Origin of the sequence: Photorhabdus sp. S10-54 (genome assembly GCF_963878145.1) — a bacterium.
Classification (GTDB): domain Bacteria; phylum Pseudomonadota; class Gammaproteobacteria; order Enterobacterales; family Enterobacteriaceae; genus Photorhabdus; species Photorhabdus kayaii.
Genome location: NZ_CAWNXG010000028.1, coordinates 38008 through 59379, shown reverse-complemented (window position 1 = coordinate 59379; position 21372 = coordinate 38008). Strand labels below are relative to the sequence as shown.

24 protein-coding genes and 1 pseudogene are annotated in these 21372 nt (G+C 43.0%); 7 read left to right on the top strand and 18 right to left on the bottom strand.

Annotation, left to right across the window (positions count from 1 at the left end; genetic code table 11):
• Window positions 1-214: 214 nt before the first annotated feature.
• Both sodA and yiiM read left to right on the top strand, forming a co-directional pair.
• Window positions 215-841, top strand: a complete 627-nt coding sequence (sodA, locus tag AACQ83_RS15405; RefSeq protein WP_112878426.1) for a superoxide dismutase [Mn] — start codon at window positions 215-217, stop codon at window positions 839-841.
• Between the two features lie 118 nt (window positions 842-959).
• Window positions 960-1631 carry a 6-hydroxyaminopurine reductase gene (gene yiiM / locus AACQ83_RS15400; protein WP_112878425.1) on the top strand — a complete coding sequence of 224 codons (672 nt, stop codon included), beginning with the start codon at window positions 960-962 and terminating at the stop codon, window positions 1629-1631.
• Here the strand turns inward: yiiM and AACQ83_RS15395 are convergent.
• Window positions 1545-1877: pseudogene (locus AACQ83_RS15395) on the bottom strand (recombinase family protein); the annotation flags it as partial. The gene yiiM and the pseudogene AACQ83_RS15395 sit on opposite strands and share 87 nt — an antisense overlap.
• Before the next feature lie 191 nt (window positions 1878-2068).
• Between AACQ83_RS15395 and AACQ83_RS15390 the strand changes: the two are divergent.
• Window positions 2069-2659, top strand: a complete 591-nt coding sequence (locus tag AACQ83_RS15390; RefSeq protein ID WP_112878423.1) for an RNA polymerase factor sigma-70 — start codon at window positions 2069-2071, stop codon at window positions 2657-2659.
• The gene (locus tag AACQ83_RS15385) at window positions 2652-2852 is read left to right on the top strand and encodes a hypothetical protein (RefSeq protein ID WP_112878422.1); all 201 of its coding nucleotides are present in this window, start codon (window positions 2652-2654) and stop codon (window positions 2850-2852) included. Before AACQ83_RS15390 ends, AACQ83_RS15385 begins: the two co-directional genes overlap by 8 nt.
• Window positions 2853-2862: 10 nt before the next feature.
• Here AACQ83_RS15385 and AACQ83_RS15380 read toward each other — a convergent pair whose 3' ends face one another.
• The 5 genes from AACQ83_RS15380 to AACQ83_RS24680 all read right to left on the bottom strand — a co-directional run bounded on the left by AACQ83_RS15380 (window position 2863) and on the right by AACQ83_RS24680 (window position 5589).
• Entirely contained in the window at window positions 2863-3357 is a 495-nt protein-coding gene (locus tag AACQ83_RS15380; protein WP_240000823.1) for a DoxX family protein, read from the bottom strand.
• Window position 3358: 1 nt separating this feature from the next.
• Window positions 3359-4108: an HvfC/BufC N-terminal domain-containing protein gene (locus AACQ83_RS15375; protein ID WP_112878421.1), complete on the bottom strand. Its 750-nt coding sequence runs from the start codon at window positions 4106-4108 to the stop codon at window positions 3359-3361.
• On the bottom strand, window positions 4077-5000 hold the full coding sequence (bufB, locus tag AACQ83_RS15370) for an MNIO family bufferin maturase (protein ID WP_112878420.1): 924 nt from the start codon (window positions 4998-5000) through the stop codon (window positions 4077-4079). The genes AACQ83_RS15375 and bufB overlap by 32 nt, the downstream gene beginning before the upstream one ends.
• A 27-nt stretch (window positions 5001-5027) precedes the next feature.
• Complete coding sequence (locus AACQ83_RS15365) at window positions 5028-5321, bottom strand: BufA1 family periplasmic bufferin-type metallophore (protein WP_112878419.1); 294 nt, start codon at window positions 5319-5321, stop codon at window positions 5028-5030.
• A gap of 133 nt (window positions 5322-5454) precedes the next feature.
• Window positions 5455-5589 carry a DUF4160 domain-containing protein gene (locus AACQ83_RS24680; RefSeq protein ID WP_112878418.1) on the bottom strand — a complete coding sequence of 45 codons (135 nt, stop codon included), beginning with the start codon at window positions 5587-5589 and terminating at the stop codon, window positions 5455-5457.
• Here AACQ83_RS24680 and AACQ83_RS15360 point away from each other — a divergent pair.
• Window positions 5536-5667: a hypothetical protein gene (locus AACQ83_RS15360; RefSeq protein WP_255566984.1), complete on the top strand. Its 132-nt coding sequence runs from the start codon at window positions 5536-5538 to the stop codon at window positions 5665-5667. The genes AACQ83_RS24680 and AACQ83_RS15360 overlap by 54 nt on opposite strands.
• A gap of 479 nt (window positions 5668-6146) precedes the next feature.
• On the opposite strand, the gene trpS is transcribed toward AACQ83_RS15360, so the two are convergent.
• The 11 genes from trpS to pilM form a co-directional block, all read right to left on the bottom strand.
• On the bottom strand, window positions 6147-7184 hold the full coding sequence (gene trpS / locus AACQ83_RS15355; protein WP_112878417.1) for a tryptophan--tRNA ligase: 1038 nt from the start codon (window positions 7182-7184) through the stop codon (window positions 6147-6149).
• A gap of 4 nt (window positions 7185-7188) precedes the next feature.
• Window positions 7189-7893: a phosphoglycolate phosphatase gene (locus AACQ83_RS15350; RefSeq protein WP_112878416.1), complete on the bottom strand. Its 705-nt coding sequence runs from the start codon at window positions 7891-7893 to the stop codon at window positions 7189-7191.
• Entirely contained in the window at window positions 7883-8563 is a 681-nt protein-coding gene (gene rpe / locus AACQ83_RS15345; RefSeq protein ID WP_112878415.1) for a ribulose-phosphate 3-epimerase, read from the bottom strand. The genes AACQ83_RS15350 and rpe overlap by 11 nt, the downstream gene beginning before the upstream one ends.
• A 60-nt stretch (window positions 8564-8623) precedes the next feature.
• Window positions 8624-9436, bottom strand: coding sequence for an adenine-specific DNA-methyltransferase (gene dam, locus AACQ83_RS15340; protein WP_112878414.1), 813 nt, complete (start codon window positions 9434-9436; stop codon window positions 8624-8626).
• Between the two features lie 84 nt (window positions 9437-9520).
• On the bottom strand, window positions 9521-10447 hold the full coding sequence (locus tag AACQ83_RS15335; protein WP_112878413.1) for an SPOR domain-containing protein: 927 nt from the start codon (window positions 10445-10447) through the stop codon (window positions 9521-9523).
• Window positions 10448-10628: 181 nt separating this feature from the next.
• Window positions 10629-11717, bottom strand: a complete 1089-nt coding sequence (gene aroB, locus AACQ83_RS15330; protein WP_112878412.1) for a 3-dehydroquinate synthase — start codon at window positions 11715-11717, stop codon at window positions 10629-10631.
• Window positions 11718-11764: 47 nt separating this feature from the next.
• Window positions 11765-12286, bottom strand: a complete 522-nt coding sequence (gene aroK / locus AACQ83_RS15325; protein WP_036779445.1) for a shikimate kinase AroK — start codon at window positions 12284-12286, stop codon at window positions 11765-11767.
• 370 nt (window positions 12287-12656) lie between these two features.
• Window positions 12657-13691, bottom strand: coding sequence for a type IV pilus secretin PilQ (gene pilQ, locus AACQ83_RS15320; RefSeq protein WP_112878411.1), 1035 nt, complete (start codon window positions 13689-13691; stop codon window positions 12657-12659).
• Window positions 13684-14229 carry a hypothetical protein gene (locus tag AACQ83_RS15315; protein WP_112878410.1) on the bottom strand — a complete coding sequence of 182 codons (546 nt, stop codon included), beginning with the start codon at window positions 14227-14229 and terminating at the stop codon, window positions 13684-13686. The genes pilQ and AACQ83_RS15315 overlap by 8 nt, the downstream gene beginning before the upstream one ends.
• The gene (locus tag AACQ83_RS15310; RefSeq protein ID WP_112878409.1) at window positions 14216-14767 is read right to left on the bottom strand and encodes a PilN domain-containing protein; all 552 of its coding nucleotides are present in this window, start codon (window positions 14765-14767) and stop codon (window positions 14216-14218) included. The genes AACQ83_RS15315 and AACQ83_RS15310 overlap by 14 nt, the downstream gene beginning before the upstream one ends.
• Window positions 14768-14769: 2 nt before the next feature.
• Window positions 14770-15600, bottom strand: coding sequence for a pilus assembly protein PilM (gene pilM, locus AACQ83_RS15305; RefSeq protein WP_112878408.1), 831 nt, complete (start codon window positions 15598-15600; stop codon window positions 14770-14772).
• A 119-nt stretch (window positions 15601-15719) separates the two neighbouring features.
• On the opposite strand from pilM, the gene mrcA reads away from it, so the two are divergent.
• Window positions 15720-18248: a peptidoglycan glycosyltransferase/peptidoglycan DD-transpeptidase MrcA gene (gene mrcA, locus AACQ83_RS15300; protein ID WP_112878407.1), complete on the top strand. Its 2529-nt coding sequence runs from the start codon at window positions 15720-15722 to the stop codon at window positions 18246-18248.
• A 42-nt stretch (window positions 18249-18290) separates the two neighbouring features.
• On the opposite strand, the gene nudE is transcribed toward mrcA, so the two are convergent.
• Complete coding sequence (nudE, locus tag AACQ83_RS15295; RefSeq protein ID WP_112878406.1) at window positions 18291-18839, bottom strand: ADP compounds hydrolase NudE; 549 nt, start codon at window positions 18837-18839, stop codon at window positions 18291-18293.
• Between the two features lie 351 nt (window positions 18840-19190).
• Here nudE and AACQ83_RS15290 point away from each other — a divergent pair, with 351 nt between their 5' ends.
• The gene (locus AACQ83_RS15290) at window positions 19191-21323 is read left to right on the top strand and encodes an intracellular growth attenuator family protein (protein ID WP_112878405.1); all 2133 of its coding nucleotides are present in this window, start codon (window positions 19191-19193) and stop codon (window positions 21321-21323) included.
• The last annotated feature ends 49 nt before the right edge of the window (window positions 21324-21372 follow it).

Here is a 21372-nt window from a genome sequence, read left to right as displayed (position 1 = left end):
CTAATCAAAAATAGTAATTCAAAATCCTAATCCAATAATAATGTTTAATATAGACAAATTGACTGATAAGTCACTGAAACACAGTTGTATGATAAAACCATAATGAGAATATGGTGTTGATAAGCATTTCCAATAATATTTAATTAACTATAATGATCACGTTGTTCACAAGGTGTGGACTTTGAACCATTCTTATATGACTGGAGTACATGATATGAGCTATTCATTACCTTCTCTTCCTTATTCTTATGAAGCTCTGGAACCTCATTTTGATAAGCAGACGATGGAAATCCACCATACCAAGCATCATCAGACTTACGTTAATAATACCAATAGCGCCCTGGAAGCCTTCCCTGAGCTGGCAGGACTGGATATTGATGATCTGATTCAGCAATTAGATAAGATACCTGCTGATAAACGTACTTTTGTTCGTAATAATGCTGGTGGGCACGCTAACCATAGCTTGTTTTGGAAAGGTCTGAAATTAGGCACAACTCTGCAAGGTCCATTAAAAGAAGCTATTGAACGCGATTTCGGTAGTATAGATTCTTTTAAAGAGAAATTTGAGCAGGCAGCGGCTACCCGCTTTGGTTCTGGTTGGGCGTGGCTAGTACTGAAAGATGATGGCAAACTGGCGGTTGTATCGACTGCTAACCAGGATAGCCCATTAATGGGTGAAGCGATTTCTGGTGCATCTGGTTATCCGATTATTGGTCTGGATGTTTGGGAACATGCTTATTACTTACAGTACCAAAACCGTCGTCCTGACTATATTAAAGCATTCTGGAGCGTTGTTAACTGGGATGAAGCAGCGATACGTTATCAGGAAAAAGTGAAATAACTTTCTGAATAATTTGTCTTTTCTGCTATGCCGGCTGATATGACTGCCGGCATTTTTATTGGTTGAATATTGGTTTATTATGGTGATGTCAGACTGATTTCAATAAGGAAAGTGAATTATGTATTGTCCGCAGGTATATACGGGTAAAATTGAAATATCAGGAAAACTTTCTGCCAGCGCAATTAACAAACGGATGGTTGATGGTAGCTTGCGTCTGACTTCTCTAGGATTAGAAGGTGATGAACAGGCCGAAACCCGTTTCCATGGTGGCCCTGATCGTGCGCTTTGCCATTATCCCCGTGAACACTACGATTTCTGGAAACATCAATTTCCTGATCAGGAAGATTTCTTTATTGCTCCCGCGTTTGGCGAAAATATTTCCACAACGGGGTTGACTGAAGAAAATGTTTGTATCGGTGATATTTTCAGTTGGGGAGAGGCCATGCTTCAGGTAACTCAGCCTCGTTCGCCTTGTTACAAACTCAATTCTCATTCCGGTATCAGTAATTTTTCTGCCATTATGCAGGGGAGTGGCCGCTGTGGTTGGCTTTACCGAATTATTGCAGCGGGAAATGTTAGCCCGGATGAGCCTTTTGTTCTTGTTTCCCGTAATAGTGATGTTTTGGTTAAAGAAGCGGTAGCGATTGCTTTTAATATGCCATTTGATGAAGAGCAATATCGTCGGTTGATGAGTGCCGCTGGGTTATCTGCCAGTTGGAGCCTGACTATGCAAAAGCGGGTGATGTTTGGAAAGATTGAGGATTTTAACCGTAGGTTGTTCGGGAAATAATAAAATGTGCACGTGGTGAACGTGCACATTAGCACTGACACTACTTCCTACTTTCAGATGTTCAATCACCACTCGTTGTTGTTCCTCATTAAGTACCGAACGGCGTCCCATGTGTTTTCCTACTGCTTTAGCTCGTGCAATACCAAAATGAGTGCGCTCTATCAGTAAGTCTTGTTTAAACTCTGCCATTGCAGCTATTATCTGCATGGTCACTCTCTCGGCAGAACTGGTCAGATTTACTTCTCCATGACGCTATGAAGTTGAACGAAAAATAGGTGACGCTGGGGAAAAGACACGTCCCCTGCTGTACAAAAAACAGATTTAATTTAGAATTGTCCCCGTTCCCCAAACGGTCCCTAAGTCATGTGAGTGAATTTAAACGATTCCGCCAGTAATACCCGGTTATCCCGAACAATCCTGTTGAGATAGAAACTAAGATGTCCGATATCAATAATCTGCTGCGGGATCCGCAGTTTTTTTCCATGCTGCATAAACAGATGTTGCAGTTTGCTAGCTTGCAGTTGAATGATTTTCATCAGGCGGAAGACGTTGTTCAAGAGGCGCTGGAAGGGGCGATGAAGAATGCCTCTTCCTTTGCCGGACGAGCCGCCTGGAAAAGCTGGGTGTTTACGATCCTGCGCAACAAAATCTCGGACGCCTTGCGTATGCGTTATCGGTACAGCAGCGTGCAACTGACTGATGATGTTGATGAGCAAAATTTCGAAGCGCTGTTTGATGAATCTGGTCACTGGCCACGAAACGAGCATTCTCAGCGCTGGCATTTACCGGATGAGGCGGCCGAACAGGAGCAATTTTGGACGGTTTTCGAGCTTTGTCTGACACAGTTGCCAACGCAAAACGCACGGGCATTTATGATGCGCGAATTTATTGGTCTTGAGACTCAGGAGATCTGTCAGGAGATGGCGCTCTCTGTCAGCAACCTGAATGTGATGCTCTGGCGTGCGCGTATGCGTTTACGCGAATGTTTGTCACAACGCTGGTTTTCCCAGGAGGATAAATATGCTTAGTTGTTACCAAGCTACACGCCTGATGTCTCAGGCGCTGGATGAAAAAATCGTGCTTTCTCAACATGTTCAGCTAATGCTGCATTTGAAAATATGCGACGGGTGCCGAAACTTCAGACAACAGCTTGCCGACCTGCGCACTATCACTTCCGCATTCGCTCGTGGCGAAAATGAGAATCAAAATAAAGTAACGTAGGGAGGGGGAATCAGGTACGATGTCGGTAAATCAGGCGATCAAGCGAAAACCTCCCACCGCCATAAGTCACCAGATACAACTGAGCCGTCAGCCAGGTAGCGTGAACAGGCCAGGCATCCGGATAAACAAATATCTGAATCACCAGCGTCATCACCATTAATGCTAGCGCGGAGAAGCGTGTCGCTAATCCGACAATCAGCAGCAGCGGAAACAAGTGTTCTGCGGTCGCGGCCATGACGGCAGCAACATCGGGTGGCAGTAGAGGAAGCTTGTACTCGCTGGTAAAGAGCGACACGGAGCTATCGGTAACTCGCGGAATCCCTAATTGCCAGGGTGTGCGTGTCTCCAGAATATCTATGTTTAATCCCACCACTTTGCTTTGGCCTGACAGCCAGAATGTTGCGGCAAGGCTAATGCGCGCCAGAAGGGGAATAACACTTTCCTGCGCAATGTGTTGCCCTTTTAACGCTAACATTTTGAGTAATGCTATATTGAGTAATGCCATTTTAGCGCTCCGTGTTGCTGTATAGAGAAAGGATCAGTCCATAGTGCTGCATGCGTTGTAAAACCGACTGAGGCTCAAAAGTTGCATCCTCCCTGGCGGCAATATCTAGGGCTTCGGTAAGACACCGACCGGACTGGAGCATAGCAACAAATTGCATTTCCGCACGGCTGAGCAACATTATTCGCACGTCGTCGTCAACGCGGCACAGCAACATATGTTCAGGCTGGAATGGGTCCAGCAGCATCTCGTTTTCATTTTGTTGGTGTGAGGCCCATAGGCTGAAGACGGCATAATCTGAACTAAAGAGCCGTACCGAAGGATGGAGCGCCATCAGCAACTGTGCGGGGTCGTCAACGGGGGCCGCTTCTGCCGTCTGTTTGGCAGGGTCCGCTGCATGCAGTGATTCGATAAACAACATTTCCAGCCGGGTGAGATCGCTCAGCCAAGGCCAGTCTGCCAACGGCTGAAATGTCGCAATCCAGTCCGGCAATTGTGCGCCATAGCTTGCCAAAACAGGAGAGGGTGGAGGTTGTTGACGTATAAACTCCGCCGCCATCGCACGAAAAAAGCACTCTCCGAGCTGGGCGAGAAGGACAGGGCAGTTTTCGGCCAGTGCGTCGATCAGCGACGCCATGACATTATTACGATAAACCGCAAAACGTACCGCTGGATCGCTATCGTTCCAGACTGTTAGCCCCTCTGGTACCGCGAGGTCGGGGTCAAGAAGTGCTTGATACAGTTGTTGTTGCATTTTTCGTGCTCTCCGTAATGTAACGCTGGGCATGGCCGGCTTCGTTTAGTAACACGTCTAATGGTGGGATATTGCTGTCCCATTCGATCAGGGTGGCGATCGGCCCTGTTTCATTCAGGGTCTCGTTATAAAGATCCCAGACAGGCCCGGTCACATGACTGTCGTGTGAATCAATCAACAGCAAGTCGTTTGCCCCATCGCGGCTTTCCGTATAGCCTGCCAGATGAATTTCACCGACACGGTGAAGTGGCAGTTCGAATAGCATCTGCCGTGGGCAGCGATTATGGTTGACGCCACTGATATAGAGATTGTTCACATCCAGCAGTAGTCCGCATCCGGTGCGGCGTATCACCTCGGAGATAAAGTCAGTCTCGCTCATGGTTGAGGCACTGAACTCGATGTAAGTAGATGGGTTTTCCAGCAGAATGGGGCGACGCAGCGCATTTTGTACCTGATCGATGTGTTCGCAGACCCGCGTCAGCGTGACGTCGGTATAAGGCAGCGGTAGCAGATCATTGAGAAATAGATCGTTGTGCGTCGACCAGGCAAGGTGTTCAGAAAAAACGGTCGGCTGGTAGCGTTCAACCAGCGCAGCAACACGTTGTAAATGAGTCTGATTCAGAGGACTTTCTCCTCCGATGGACATGCCCACACCATGAATAGAGAGCGGATAATCTTGGCGAATGGCGGTTAGTGCTTGATGAAACGGACCTCCCGCAACCAAATAATTTTCCGCGTGAATTTCAAAAAAACCAATGTCGGGTTTATCGCGCAGGATAGCGCGAAAATGCTCCGGCTTTAACCCGATCCCTGCTCTGGTCGGAAGCCTATTTAGCATGAGACAGTCAGGAGCATCACAAGAGACGCTATGTAAGGGTAAAGAAATTGTCATCGTATGAGCTCCTGCCTGATGCCAGAATTACGCTTCTTTAAATGCGCCCAGTTGACCAAAACCAGTTGGGGAGGTCGGAGACTTCATTTTTACGCAGGAACCCGCCGGTACCATTTTCCAGGCATTACCCTGATAATCCTTTTTTGAGGTACCAGCACAGGTGGTGCCTGCGCCTGCTTTACAGTCGTTTTTCCCTTTCAGAGAAACGCCATAGCATTTCTCCATTTTGCTGCCGGAATCCGCCATTGCTGAAGTGCCTACCGTAATCAGTGCGCTGCCTAAGGCCAGGGCCAGTAATGCTTTTGTCGTTTGTTTAGTCATAGAACGTTCCTTTTATATTGGTGTAGAAGGTGAATTACTGCTTCGCTGAAACGAGCATTTGCTTCACTCGATTAGTCGCACCGCACATCAATTTCTTACAGTGAATATGATAAAAAAAATGATTTTTTTATAGTTAACTGATTTTTAATGACTTATTTTTGTGAATCAGATATTGGTCTGTACAAGGAATAGGCTTTTTTAGGATGTTTTCCGTATGTTCATCGTAGTAGGCATGAAAGTGGGGTGGGTTGTGATCGTCATAGTACATCGGTATCAGGGTGACAAAGAACTTCCGATTAAACCGAATAAAAATCAGGTGATTAAAAGTGGTAAAAACAACGGTTAAAACCTTATACTATTAAAATTAAAACTAAATAACTTTCCAAAATGGTGCTACACCTTATCTACTAACAACCCTATGCATAACAATGGGTTGAAGGAAACCACGTGTAGCGGAATTATGAAACCTTATTTAGAGGGTAAAACAACGGCCTTTAATAATGGCTTAAAATTTGCCTGTCATAAAACTATCAATGGAAAATGAGAAGCAAAAATTGGTTTTGTTAATGGTTATATTCCCCGAAAAAAGTAAATATGAATAGGTTAATCAGGTAATATATTTTCCAAAATGAACCGCTTTAATAATATTTTCAACCGCAGAATAAACTTTTTAATAAACCAGTTAAATAATCGAATATGAAAAATCGGAATATCTTAAATAGGTCAGTTTAAGCTTGCTTTATACTGTTTTAATTTGTCCAATCGTATTGCTTTTCTGTAGCCTGAAATGTGCACGTGGTGATACGTGCACATTTTATCTCTTAATTAAGGGTGAGCAATAAAACCAACAGCTTCATACACTTTATCTAGCGTAATCTGAGCGCGGGCTTTTGCCTTCGCTGCACCTTCTGCCATGATTTTGTTCAGCAGGATTTCATCATTACGGAAATAGTGGAAACGCTCTTGTAACTCAGTCAACATACCGGAAACTGCATCAGCAACAGCACTTTTTAAATGACCATACATCTGGCCTTCAAATTCTGCTTCCAGTTCAGGAATGGTTTTGTCAGTAACACCCGCGAGGATATCTAATAAATTGGAAACACCCGGTTTTTGTTCCAGATCATAGCGAACACGAGGAGGTTCTTCTGAATCTGTGACTGCGCGTTTTATCTTTTTAGCGGCTGATTTTGGATCTTCCAACAGAGCGATAACGTTGTTACGGTTATCATCTGACTTGGACATTTTCTTTTCTGGGTCTTGAAGGGCCATAACACGGGCACCACCGGTTGGGATAAACGGCTCTGGTAAAGAGAAGATATTGCCGTAGATGGCATTAAATCGTTGAGCAATATCACGGCTCAATTCAAGATGTTGTTTCTGATCGATACCTACAGGAACCTGATTTGTTTGGTATACCAAAATATCCGCTGCCATCAGTACAGGATAGTCAAACAAGCCTGCATTGATGTTTTCGGCATGACGAGCTGATTTGTCTTTAAACTGAGTCATGCGGCTGAGTTCACCGAAATAAGTATAACAGTTTAGAACCCAGCTTAACTGAGCGTGTTGTGGGACATGAGATTGGACAAAAATAGTACTTTTCTCTGGGTCAATGCCACAAGCTAGGTAGAGAGCTAGTGTATTCAGAGTGCGTTTTCTCAACTCTTTTGAGTCCTGGCGGACTGTAATTGCATGTTGGTCAACAATGCAATAGATGCAGTCATAATCATCCTGCATTTTAACCCACTGACGTAACGCCCCCATATAGTTACCGATGGTTAGTTCACCGGAAGGCTGTGCGCCGCTGAATACAATAGGTTTTTGGGAGTTTAGTGTTTCAGATACAGTGGGTTTATTCATTTTATTATGCTTCCTGAAGTTTTAAATATGGGAGTCTAATTATGGATAGCAGATCCGAAAAATTCGTTAATATGCAATCTGGATTGCTTAATGCAATAGATTCACCGTAGTTATATCCATAAGTTAAACCAACACAAGGGCAACCAGCCGCTTGTGCTGCTAAAATATCATTACGGGAATCACCGACAAAGAGCAATTCTTCCTTACGCAGTCCGAATGTGCCCATTGTTAAATAAATAGGTGCCGGATGTGGCTTTTTCTCTTTAACATCATCACCACCTAACACTAATGAAAAATATTCACTGATGCCTAAAGAAGCCAGCAGAGGAGCAATGAAAGGTGTTGGTTTATTGGTGATGATACCCATTGGCAAATTGTGTTTTGCCAGTTCAGCCAATGTAGCTTTGACTTCTGGGAACAGTTGACTGCCTGTTGTTACAGTTGTTTCATAGAATCGATCAAATAGCTCACGGGTTTCTTTATGCAGTTGCGCGGTCAATTTGACTTTGGCCCATGTCAACGCCCGTTCGACCATAATATCTGCGCCATTGCCGACCCAGACAGCAACCCGCTCTTTTCCCGCAGCAGGGAGATCTTTGGCTAACAGCGCTTGATCCAGTGCATCAGCCAAACCATCGGCGCTGTCTACCAGTGTGCCGTCCAGATCAAAAGCGATAGCACGAATACCTTTTAATACCTTACTTGCCATGAGATACCTTTGACAATTCACTACGCATATTATCAATAACAGTTTTGTAATCAGGCTGATTGAAAATAGCTGAGCCAGCAACAAACATATCTGCTCCCGCGGTTGCTGCTGCGGCAATGTTGTTAGCTTTAATGCCACCGTCTACTTCAAGACGAATATCATAACCGCTTTCATCAATGATTTTACGAACCTGACGCAGTTTCTCTAGTGTTCCAGGGATGAAAGATTGGCCACCGAAACCGGGATTTACCGACATCAATAGAATGATATCCAGTTTATCCAAGACATAATCAAGATAACTCAATGGAGTTGCAGGATTGAATACCAAGCCAGCTTTACAACCATGCTCTTTGATCAGTTGTAAACTGCGGTCAATATGCTCGCTGGTTTCTGGGTGGAAGGTAATGTAAGTTGCTCCTGCTTTGGCAAAATCAGGGATGATGCGGTCAACCGGTTTTACCATCAAATGGACATCGATTGGTGCAGTGATGCCATAATCTCGTAGAGCCTGGCAGACCATAGGCCCGATAGTCAGGTTAGGGACATAATGGTTGTCCATCACATCAAAGTGAACAACGTCAGCCCCTGCTGCCAGCACCTTAACTGTATCTTCACCCAGCCGCGCAAAATTTGCAGATAAAATGGATGGGGCAATCAGAAAGTCTTTCATTATCTTCTCCAAATCGTTTCTATCATCCCTTAATTGCCAGGCAAAAGGGGAGTGGATAAATCAGCGATATAATGCCAAAAGTTCGTCTACCTTACTGCGGGCAAGGATATTCCTGCTGATAGTACGACGTGCTTTGACAATATGAAGTGAAGCCTGATAGTACCATTTTCGCGTCATTGGCGTATCGTGGTTGGATATCAAAACAGGAATTGCACGTTCTGATGATAACTTAAATGCAATATTTGCCAGATTTTCCTGATCTGCAACGTTAAAACTATTGGTGTGATACGCCGTAAAGTTCGCTGTTGCTGACAAAGGAGCATAAGGAGGATCGCAATAGATAACTGAGCCTTTATGTGCTTCGTTCAACGTGTGTTGGTAGTGCTCACAGATAAAAGTCGCATTTTGGGCTTTTTCAGCAAACCAGTGTAATTCTTCTTCGGGAAAGTAGGGTTTTTTATAACGGCCAAAAGGTACGTTAAATTTACCATGAGAATTATAACGACAGAGGCCGTTGTAACAATGGCGATTGAGATAAAGGAATAACACGCTGCGATGGAACGGGTCAGTGCTTTGGTTAAATTGCTCTCGTAACTGATAAAAATGTTCGGCTGTATTGTATTCTTGGGTAAACAGAGGCTGTGTGTGGACGATAAACTCATCAGCCCTGAGTTTTACTGTGTTGTACAGGTTAATCAGGTCACTGTTGATATCAGCGAGGATATAAGAATCGTAGTCTGTGTTCAAAAAGACAGAACCTGCGCCAACAAATGGCTCTATCAGACAACTACCGGCTGGCAGATGACGTTTGATATCATCTACCAACGGGTATTTTCCACCGGCCCATTTTAAGAAAGCGCGTTTTTTTTTCATGCTGTCAATTAATTACTCAATCATTCCAGAGCCGCAGATTGTACTCTGTTTAGGACAGCATATCAGCGCCTAATAAATATTGTTTTATTTTCTTAGGTCTTGTTGCACTTGCTGCATCGTTCTAACCCAAGGTTTTTTCGCCTGAATCTCGGCTGGTAGAGATGAAACGGCCCGTTTGGCTTCAGAAACGGAACGGTAATCACCATGAATTAAAACAAACCAAACTTTTCCATTACGTTTAGTTTCATAAACTTTGTAATGGGTAAGATTATGCTTTTTAGCAAAAGCGGTCAGTGTATCTGAGCGGCTGGCACTACTTAATTGCAAAGTGTAGTGGTTTGCCGGGGTTTTTAATTGATCACTACTGGTGCTACTGACCACATTGTTTTTACTGCTAGCATGACTTGTCGATGGTTTTGATTTAGCTGGTGTTTCTGATTTCAGTGGACGGATATTTTCTGATTTCTGCTGTACCACCGGTGGCGGTGTTACTGGCAGTGATTGTTGGGTTTGATTCAGATTCTGTACTGCGTGATTTATATTACTTTGTTGTTGAGTCAGTGCATCAGGAATATTTCCTGATAATTCAATGCGCTGATTTTGGGTTTCGCCATTGTTAGTTTGAAGCTGATGAGGTTGAGTTGAAGTACCACTGACAGGAGGAACATTGATTTCCTGTGGTCTGTTGATTGTATCTGTAGTGGTATTCTCTGATGTTATGGATTGATTGTCATCGTTGCTGGATGATGAACTTGATAAATCAATATTCTTCTCGGCAACATTTGGCGATTGCTGTTTTTCATGTTCAGTTGGGGCTTTTAAGGCAGAACTGATAGCAATAATCAGCAGTAGCAGCACTAAAATCCCAATGCCGAGCATCATTTGCTGACGTGAAACCGCAAATTTGGGTTTGTTTAATGGCTGACGCGAGCGTGAAGGACGGCGATCTGAGGTATCTGGCCTAAACTCGTTATTTGCTCTTTGTTCATTTTCTGATTTGAATTCGTCCATATGCCCTCCAAACAGAGCCAATACTGCCAATTGCAATTGAAGTCAGTCCGGCAGGCTGACTTAACGAAGATAGAAATTTGTCTGATAGAGTCGTTATTTTATGACACAACAACCAGATGGATGCAAAAAAACATTTAATTTAATGCTATAAGCATACAACTTACTTAAAATTTACACACTTTCATAGTAAACACTGACGGATAGCGTCAAGAACACAGTTGTGTTCAATATCTGAGCGAAGATCAGCTTTACCTATTTTTGTTGGAAGAACCAGTCGTAATTTACCTGCTATAACTTTCTTATCTCGCATCATATGTGGGAGGTAGGCTTCTGGTGGCATGTTTTGTGGCCCGCGTACAGGCAGATTTGCCCGCTCCAACAATCGGATAATACGTTGAGTATCCTGTTCAAAGAAATTATCAACAAGTTGAGCTGTTCTTGCAGCCATGACCATTCCGGCGGCAACTGCTTCCCCATGTAACCAGACACCATATCCCATTTCTGTTTCGATGGCGTGACCGAAGGTGTGACCAAGATTCAGTAGGGCACGCAAGCCACTCAATTCTTTCTCATCTGCTGCGACAACTTCAGCTTTCAATTCGCAGCAACGACGGATGCAGTAAGCCATTGCTTGGTTGTCAAGAGCCAGGAGTTTATCCATATTATCTTCAAGCCAACTAAAAAATACGCTGTCGAGAATGATACCGTACTTGATGACCTCAGCCAGACCGGAAGAGAGTTCGCGGGCTGGAAGCGTTTGCAGGCAATTAAGATCGACCATCACAGAGACTGGTTGATAGAATGCACCTATCATGTTCTTGCCAAGGGGATGGTTTACTGCGGTTTTTCCTCCGACAGAGGAATCAACCTGGGCAAGAAGGGTGGTAGGCATTTGAATAAAACGGACACCACGTTGATAACAGGCAGCGGCAAAACCAGTTAAATCACCGATTACGCCGCCACCGAGAGCGATAAGCGTTGTGTCCCGGCTGTGGTTATTTTCCAGCAAAGCAGAAAATACGTCATTTAATACGGAAAGAGATTTGTACTGTTCACCATCAGGTAGAACTACTTCATCTACCCGAATCCCGGTTTGCTGTAAGATAGCTTTTACTTTTGCCAAATACAGCGGAGCTAGGGTTTGATTTGTCACCAGCATAACTTGCTGGCCTGCTTTTAATGGTGCAAAAGCAGAAGGATCGTCAAATAACCCTTTTGCAATGGTAATTGGGTAACTACGTTCCCCTAAAGTGACAGTGATCTTTTCCATAAGCAGCCTTCGCCTTAATTATTTATCGCTGTACAGACTTGCTTAAATCAGTTCTTTTCCAGTAACTCAATGATTTGGTTAGCGACAACTTTAGCGCTTTGTTCATCGGTACGGATAGTGACGTCAGCAATTTCCTCGTATAGAGGGTTACGTTCGCTTGCTAAATTTTCTAAAACTTCGCGTGCTGGTGCATCGACTTGAAGTAAGGGGCGTTTTTTATCGCGCTGGGTGCGTGCTAACTGTTTTTCAATGGTGGTTTCCAAGTAGACCACGACACCACGGGCAGACAGACGATTACGGGTTTCTCTGGATTTCACAGAACCTCCCCCAGTCGCCAGTACAATGCCTTGTTTTTCAGTGAGTTCGTTAATCACTTTTTCTTCGCGTTCGCGGAAGCCTTCTTCGCCTTCCACATCGAATACCCAGCCCACGTCAGCTCCGGTACGTCGCTCAATTTCTTGATCGGAGTCGTAAAACTCCATATTGAGTTGCTGAGCTAACTGACGACCAATAGTGCTTTTGCCGGCACCCATAGGCCCAACCAGAAAGATATTACGTTTCTCTGCCATGTTTTTGGTATTACTAAGACTATTCGTTAATGATAACCCGCCCCGCTAATCAAAATCAGCAGCGGGACCTAAACTGAAACCTCATGAGCGGTAATGTGAGATCAGATAACAAAATTATCTCAGTACATCAGCCAGTTTTGCAACTATATAAATCAACGACGAGCTTTTTGTGACGGAAGCTCTGGTTTCATTGGCTGATTATTGTGATGTTAAACCCGACCACTCAATTAGTTAACTCTTGTATGCTAAATCGGACTCAGCGTCAAATCTATAAACAGGATTAGTTGGAAAAATCTGCGCATCATCATACGGAACAGTTAAGTTTTTTAGACCCAACTCACTGATATAATAGTTATATTTTTATTTTTGATCAAATGTCCATCAATTGAGGTGTAATAAATATGACTAACTCACGTCGGCTGTGTTTATGACCTTTTTGGTTGAATAATGAGCCAATTAGTGGGATGTCCGATAGATAAGGGACCTTCTGGGTTTGCTCGCCTTTTTTCTGTTGAAAAATTCCACCGAGAATAAGTGTTTCACCATTTTTTACAGTAACTTGAGTTATTATTTCCTGTTTGTCGATGGTTAAATTCTCACCTCCTCCTTGACTTATTGAGATCCCTGGCATGTTTTGACTGATTTTCAGAGAGAGCCTGATTTTGTTTTTTCTCAGTATATGGGGTGTGACTTCCATTCCTAGTACGGCTTCTTTAAATTGCACGGTACTTTTCTCTTTTTCTTGGCTGATGTAAGGAATATCAGAGCCTTGCTTGATGCTGGCTAACTGTTGATGTGAGGCGGTTAGTCTTGGGCTAGCGATAATATCTAGTTGGTTTTCTTGTTCTAAGGCACTGAGCTCCATTTCCAGTAAACTGGTGTGAATGCGGGCAATATTGAACGCAAATCGATGCATGTTATCGTTGGCTGCTTGGTTGATATTGAGGCGGTTTATACCAGTTGATGTATTAATCTGCTCTCCTATCGGCATACCCCAGTAAATGCCGAGTTCATGTAATGCTTCTCGGCTACTGGTCACGATATGTGCAGTAATCTGCACTTGCTGCTGTGGTGTATCTATCTCTTTCAACCAGCTTTTTATCTGTGCGATGGCGATGGGGGTATCCTGTAAAATCAAACTGTTAGTTTCAGGATCAAAATCAACTTTACCTTCTTTTGTTATCAGTGCGGGCGTATTTTGCCTGAGATTCATGGCGATTCTTTCTGCATCTGCATATTGTAATACGGTTGAGAGGGACTGAATTTCGGTCTCATTGACTGATTGATCAAATAACTCAACCGATTGCTCTTCTGGCTCTATCATCGGGGGAGCAAAAGGATTTCTTATTTCTGCAACAACAATAGCGGGCAGAAAAAGGATAAACAGAATAAATTTTTTAGTCATAAAATTCCTCATGTGAGGTTTCTGACAGGGTGATTTTGACGTTTAGAGATTCACCTGATGGTGAAATGGAAAGCTGTTTAATCAGCAGTGGTGGATATAACGCTTGTAACGCCTCAAGAAAACTTAGCATCTGTTCGTAGTTCAAACAAATTGTGATTTGCCAGAGCGTTTTTTCCCCTTCTTTTTTACGTTGCCACTCAAGAACTTGCGCGCCAGAGTTTATCAATGGCTGTTGTAATTGTTTTATTGTGGTAATTTTTACCTCATTTTGTCGCGGCTTACTGAGTACATTTTCTATTTGGTTGATGTGTTGTTGTATATCTTCCAATATCGGTAGCTGATTTAGTCGTTCATTGGCTGCTTTGGTATTGATTTGTTGAGCTGCTATTTTTTGTGTCAGGCTACTTCGCTGTTCAATTCTTTCTTGCCAGAAGAAAAGATAAAACAGAATCAGAAATGGCATGATAATAGCTTGCTGCCAGATAAAGAGCAGCCAGGTTGGTTTGGCAAACCACCATAGATAGTCACTTTTTATCATCGGATATCTCCGTCTGCCAGTTAGCGTCAATAATAAATTGTCTAATTTGTTGTTCGGTAGTGGTCATCTTTTTTAGTTGAATTTCAGACAATTGCCCGTTGTTTTCAAGATTATCCAGCAGAGACGTCATACTGGAATAATCCAGACTATTAGCAACCAGTTTTAATTGACCTGCCTGATCATCGAAAGCGGTTAACCAACTTCCTTCCGGTAATAATTCAGGTAATTCATTGAATAATTGCCAATGTTGTTGGTTCTGTTTCAGCCACGTTTGTTGTTGTTTTAATTTATAGGCCAGTTTGTTGTGAAGATTAACCGCCTCCTCTGTCTGAGTTATCTGTTGTTGCAAATATAATTGTTGCTGGTTGAGTTGCTGCCATTGTCTTTGATACTGGTTAATCGTTTCCTGTTGTTTTAATAACATCCAGACGAGCACTGTCAGCCACAACATCAATTGCAATAAGAGAAGAATCGCCCACCAACGATAACGATGTTTTAGCCGGGTTTGGCGCCAAGGTAGAAAATTAACCTGATACATCGTTACTTATCATCCGGTCTGAGTGCTAAACCACCAGCTATCACATATTCCATCAGTTGGATTGGCAGTGGTGGTTGATAGTGACGAAATGCTGTCAACATATCCCAAGAGTAAGTTCCTTCAGGTAGGGCTTCTTGTTGGTAGCTACTGAAGTAAACAGGCTGTTCAGCCATAGATGAAGCAAATAATTGACGGATAATCTGCTGTGGAGAAACAGCTGTATTTGCTGATACTAGATCATAAGCGAAGGGGACATTGGCAGGAGATACCCATAGCCAACCAGATTGTTGCCTGTGTAACAGCCAACTATCAGCGGGAACGCCAGCATATTGCGCTATATAGCGTAGGGCACAGGGGGCAATATCAATGGCGTCTGGAAATATTCCTGCTTGTGCAAGACATTGTAGCCAGAGGTTGAGATCTTTCTGGCGAGCGGCGCTGATGTAGGCGTTTTGTTCAATAATACGGTAATCCAGCGCTAGTTCTCGGGTGTTAAAGGGAAATTGTTTCTCGGCACTGGCGTTGATAAACCAGCCTTGTTCCGGCTCTTTAAGATTGATATCTGGAGGTAAAATCAGACTCTTCTGCAATGTTTGTTGTACAGGTAGGGCAAGTCTGAAACTGATTTTTTTAGGTAATTCTTGGCGCCATTGATTTAAAATATCACATAATATTTCTGGCCGTTGTAAACGGCCCTCTGGCATGACAGCGTCAGATAAAAGATATTGCCAGCAGTGGCGAAGCTGCCAGCCATCTCGGCGTTTTATAGCTGCGACGGCGCGAAGGATGCCATTTTGGATGTCCAATCCGACATACCATTTTGGTGAATACATATATCGATCTCCATATCAGTAATTTTAATAAAAGACCATATTCAAGGTGCTGTGTAACCTTTATACTACGCGCCGATTGTTTATAAACCACCCGACTAACATGGCATGGGAAATTTCAGGTGAAGTTCGTAAAGTATTTTCTAGTCTTTGTCGTGAGTTGCATTTTTCTGGGAACGGCCTCGATTTTTGGTATGTACAAATATATCGAGCCTCAGTTACCTGATGTGGCGACATTAAAGGATGTTCAATTACAGACACCAATGCAGGTGTTCAGTGCAGATGGCGAGCTTATTGCCCAATATGGTGAAAAGCGCCGTATGCCTCTTGAGCTGTCCGAAATTCCACCCATTATGGTGAAGGCGTTCATTGCAACGGAGGACAGCCGTTTTTATGAACATCACGGGGTTGACCCTGTAGGGATAATCCGGGCAGCCTCTGTCGCGATGAGTTCAGGTCATGCATCACAAGGGGCAAGTACCATTACTCAGCAACTGGCGAGAAATTTCTTTCTCACTCCTGAGAAGACGTTGATGCGTAAAATCAAGGAAGCTTTTCTGGCCATCAGGATTGAGCAATTGCTGAATAAAGATGAGATCCTCGAACTCTATCTTAATAAAATTTACCTTGGTTACCGGGCTTATGGTGTTGGGGCTGCGGCTCAAGTTTATTTTGGTAAGAGTGTCAATGAGTTGACACTGAGTGAAATAGCCATGATTGCTGGTTTGCCAAAGGCACCTTCTACGTTTAACCCGCTTTATTCTTATGGCCGAGCGATTAACCGCCGGAATGTGGTTCTGAGCCGTATGCTCAATGAGGGCTATATTACTCAGCAGCAATATAATCAAGCTAGAAGTGAAAAGTTGGTTGCTAATTATCATGCACCTCAGATTGCTTTCTCTGCGCCCTATTTGTCCGAGATGGTGCGTCAGGAGATGATTGAGAGTTATGGTGAGAATGCTTATACCGACGGTTATAAAGTTTATACCACGATTACCCGTAAACTTCAGTTAGCTGCCATGGATGCGGTTCGTAATAACCTCATTGATTATGATGTGCGTCATGGCTACCGTGGGGCGCAGGAAGTTTTGTGGAAAGTGGGCGAACCTGCTTGGGATCGAGAACAGATTGTTAAGAAGCTTAAGACTTTGGCTAATTATGGATCATTAATGCCGGCTGTGGTGACCAGAGCGGGTAGTGCTCAGGCGATAGTGATGTTGCCTGATGGCAGTAGTGCGGAATTGCCAATGGCGGGTGTCCGTTGGGCCAGAAAGTTCAAATCTGATAGTGCGCAGGGTGCGGTTCCTCGTAGTGTGAATGAAGTGGTTCAAGTTGGTGAACAGGTTTGGGTTCGGAAAGTAAAGGATATTTGGTGGTTGGCACAAGTGCCGGAAGCTAATGCTGCTTTGGTCTCTATTGATCCGAATGATGGTGCTGTGAAGGCGCTGGTGGGTGGGTTTGATTTCAATTTGAGTAAATTTAACCGTGTCACTCAGTCATTACGTCAAATTGGTTCTAATATTAAACCATTTCTCTATACCGCAGCGATGGATAAAGGGCTGACATTGGCTTCATTGCTGAATGACTTACCAATTAGTCGTTGGGATGCAGGAGCCGGTACTGACTGGCGTCCGAAAAACTCACCACTGACTTATGTTGGGCCAATCCGTTTGCGTCAGGGATTAGGGCAATCGAAGAACGTCGTGATGGTTCGAGCAATGCGAGCAATGGGAGTCGATTATGCCGCTGATTACCTGCAACGATTTGGTTTCCCGGCACAAAATATAGTACGAACAGAATCTCTGGCTTTGGGCTCGCCATCATTCACACCAATGCAAATGGTACGAGGGTATTCGGTTATGTCCAATGGTGGCTATCTGATCGATCCTTACTTTATTACTAAGATTGAAAACGAAGATGGCGATGTTCTCTTTGAGGCTAAACCTAAAATTGCATGTCCGCAGTGCGATATTCCAGTAATTTATGGGGATACGGTACGTTCAATCGAACTTTCTGAAAACTCGATTGAGAATGTTGCTCAATCTCATGTCAGCCAACAAGAGATATTGCCGTTACCTGAATTGGAAAGAGCTCCGGTAATTGATAGCCGTGAAGGTGCGCAAGAATATGCTCCTCATGTTATCAGTACTCAGTTGGCATTTTTGATCCATGATGCTTTGAATAGCAATATCTTTGGTGAGCCGGGTTGGTCAGGTACGGGTTGGCGTGCTTCACGCGATCTGAAACGTCGTGATATTGGTGGCAAAACTGGGACAACTAATAGTTCAAAAGATGCTTGGTTCTCAGGTTATGGGCCAGATATTGTCACGACGGTTTGGATTGGTTTTGATGACCATCGTAGAAGCCTTGGCCGTACAGCAGCCAGTGGCGGTGAGGCGGGTGCTAAGAGTGCGCAGCCAATTTGGGATGATTTTATGAAAATTGCGCTGGAGGGGGTTCCTGAAAAAGAAGTTACACCTCCTCCGGGGATTGTTTCTGCCGTGATAGATCGTAAAACAGGTAAACTTGCTGGCGGCGGCGGAGATACCCGTAGTGAATACTTCATTGACGGCACTCAACCTACAGAGAGTGCGGTGCAAGAAGTTGGCACGACTTTAATTGAGAATGGTGAAAGTCAGGAGTTATTCTGATGATAAAACAGGCACAACGAAGCGCTGTTGTGCCTGTGAACTTCAACGGTGTGTTAAGTATTTTTGTGCCAGAAATAGGGCGCAGACATTGCGTGCTTCGTTGAAATCACCGTGATCCAGTAATGACATCATATCTGCTATCGGCCAACGTATTTGTGGTAGTGGTTCAGGTTCGTCCCCTTCCAGGCTTTCTGGATAGAGATTTTCGGCAATAACAATGTTCATTTTGCTGGAAAAATAGGATGGGGCCATAGTGAGTTTGGCTAATTGTTCTATTTTTCTGGCACCAAAGCTGACTTCTTCTTTTAATTCACGGTTAGCTGCTTCGAAGATACTTTCCCCAGGGTCGATCGCGCCTTTAGGAAAGCCCAATTCGTACTGCTCAATGCCGACTGCATACTCACGAATAAGTAACAATTCATCCCCAATGACCGGGATTATCAGAACAGCTTCCCGATTGGCCGGACGCATCCGTTCATAAACGCGTTTTACACCGTTACTAAATTCGAGATCAACTGACTGAATATGAAATAAACGTGAATGGGCAATGTCCTCTATGTTTAGGATTTTAGGGTTTTTCAGGTCATTCATAATTGCCCCTGATGGTTTAATATTGGTTGAGTTGAGTGCCTGTGCATTATTACGTCATAAATTATTTCATTAACCTTAGATTTTATGATGAAATTAGGTACACTCCATAGTTTGACTAAATATGGCCGATTATTTTGATAAATGATAGTGATTATCGCTGGTTATTGTTGTTACTGTTATCTTTATCCTCTTTGGAAATAGATCTATGTTGTATATAGTTTAGTGCGTTATTATGTAGCTCATTGTAAAATAAATTAAAAAAATAAATAGAAATAACCTAATTCAGAACTTAACGTGTAGTTGCTAATTTGCAAACAACAATAGCAAGATTGTCATAGGTATAGGGATAAAATGAGAGTAACAGTCGTTATATTGGCTATTTTGATAATTAGCCTGATTGTCATGGCTTCCTTTCTGATTTTCAAATGGAAGCTACATGATAGCGCCCGTTATCTGCCTTCTGTTGCTGAACCAACTTATCGTAAACTTAATGCTGATGAATACCAGGCTATTGAATGTTATTTGAATCGAGTGTTGCCGGCAGTTGTAACAGACCGTATTAATAAAACAAGTTGGCCAATTCTGATGGGTAAAAATGATATGGTTTATACTATCTGTCATTCTATTACCCGGTTTTCTGTTGCCTCAGATGAACGACATAGCTGGCGTTATTATATTGATATAGCAGAAATTCATTTGCCGTTTTTCCTTGAGCCTTTTATTAAACAGCAGAATATTATTGATGTTGTTCACACCGCGACAATACCACTGGTTGTTTCGATTAATGGTCACTTTCTGAAAGATTTTCAACAGGATTTTCCTTCTGCTCCGGTAATCTCAGATATATCTCATCAGCAGGCATCGATCCAAAAAAATGGTGAAACTAGCGTAAAGTTACAAAATATTCGTAAAGAGACATTGGAGGAATACCGGTTGAATCACTCATCGGGTATTTGGGAGGGGGGATTTTTGTGTTTCGGATTTTTCATTTGGTTTCTTGCGTTACTTTCACCGGCACTGCTTTTGCCGTGGCTGATGTTGATTGCAGGTAGTTTAGTCGTTGTCAGTTTTTGGCCATTACTTTGCCCACTTTCAATATGCAGGCGCCAGGATATTCACTGTCTTACCGGTATACCAAAACGATGGGGATTATTTGGCGAATTTGAACAAGGACAAATGAGTAATATTTCTCTTGGTGGGATTGATTTAATCTATCCTCCTCATTGGGAGCCCTATGTTGCTCACTATTTTGATCAGAAAACCAATATTGATATTTACACTAACGGTCAGGTAGTCAGGCAAGGGCATTATCTCTCTTTGCATGATGAAGAGAAAAATTACCCTTATCGTCGTTATGGAAAAAATCTCATGATGATCGTTAGCTGCTTGCTTATTATGTTACTACTCTATTTTTATCAGCCAGTTAATGTACCGATGAAACTCAGTTTTGCTTGGTTGCGTGGCAGCATCACAAAAGTTATCACTGACGCTGATATGATAGAAGGGATGGAATTGCGAGTTGGGGATATCCTAAAAGCAAAAGGGATTGGTATGTGTTATATGCCCCCAAACAATATGAATGGTAAAGGCGACACCTATTTTTCTCCGTTAGATTGTTCGGGGATATATTGGAATAGGGTTAATCCACTGCCAATACCAGAATCAGAAATTATAGAAAATGCAGCTAAACTGATCGCGACTGTTAATAAACAATTACGTTTACAGGAAAATGACGATGTAATAAATTCAGACCTTACTCAGGAGATTTTCAAATCTAGTATGATCTTATTGGAAGATTTCTCTGATATTGTATTGAAAACTAAAAAATTATGTGAAAAAGAAACAGATTGTTTACGATTGAAAAATGCTTTGGTTAACCTGGGTAGTGCTATTGATTGGCTAACTTTGTTAAAGAATGCAGAAAGTGGCAAGCTGGATGGCACTCATGTTTTATTGCGCCCGGCAGGTGCTGAAGCTTTAGGGAAATTGGTTGATGCGACGACATCATCATTTATCTACCGGGAAATAGATAAAGTTGCAATGCTGCTTAATAGCCCTTCTCCTGGCGGTGTTCTACTTATCAGTGATGAAGGCAAACAACTGGTTGAATATATAACGCCAGCCATCATCTCTTATGACCATAGTGCCTTGGAAGATCATAGTGCGTTAGAACAATGGCGTGAGTTACAGCGGTTATCGGATATGGTATTGCAAACACCCTTTGAGACAACGGGAATTATCACGGAATTGTCCGTAGATAGTAATGGAACTCGCCGGATTGTGTTACATAATGAACTGGACTCTATGACGTTTGCTCGTTGTATTGGTACTACTGTTTTATTCTTAGCTCTTTTTACAACCTTAATCATTAATTTTGTGCTGGTTGTTAAGAAAAATCGGCAGAATAAACAACGTTTAAACAAAATCAGTCAATATTACGATAACTGTTTTAATACACTTTTTCCGCCTACGCATTGGCGATAATCGACAATGGCATGTTAGGATTTATTTTATTTGTCGAAGCTGATAGTGA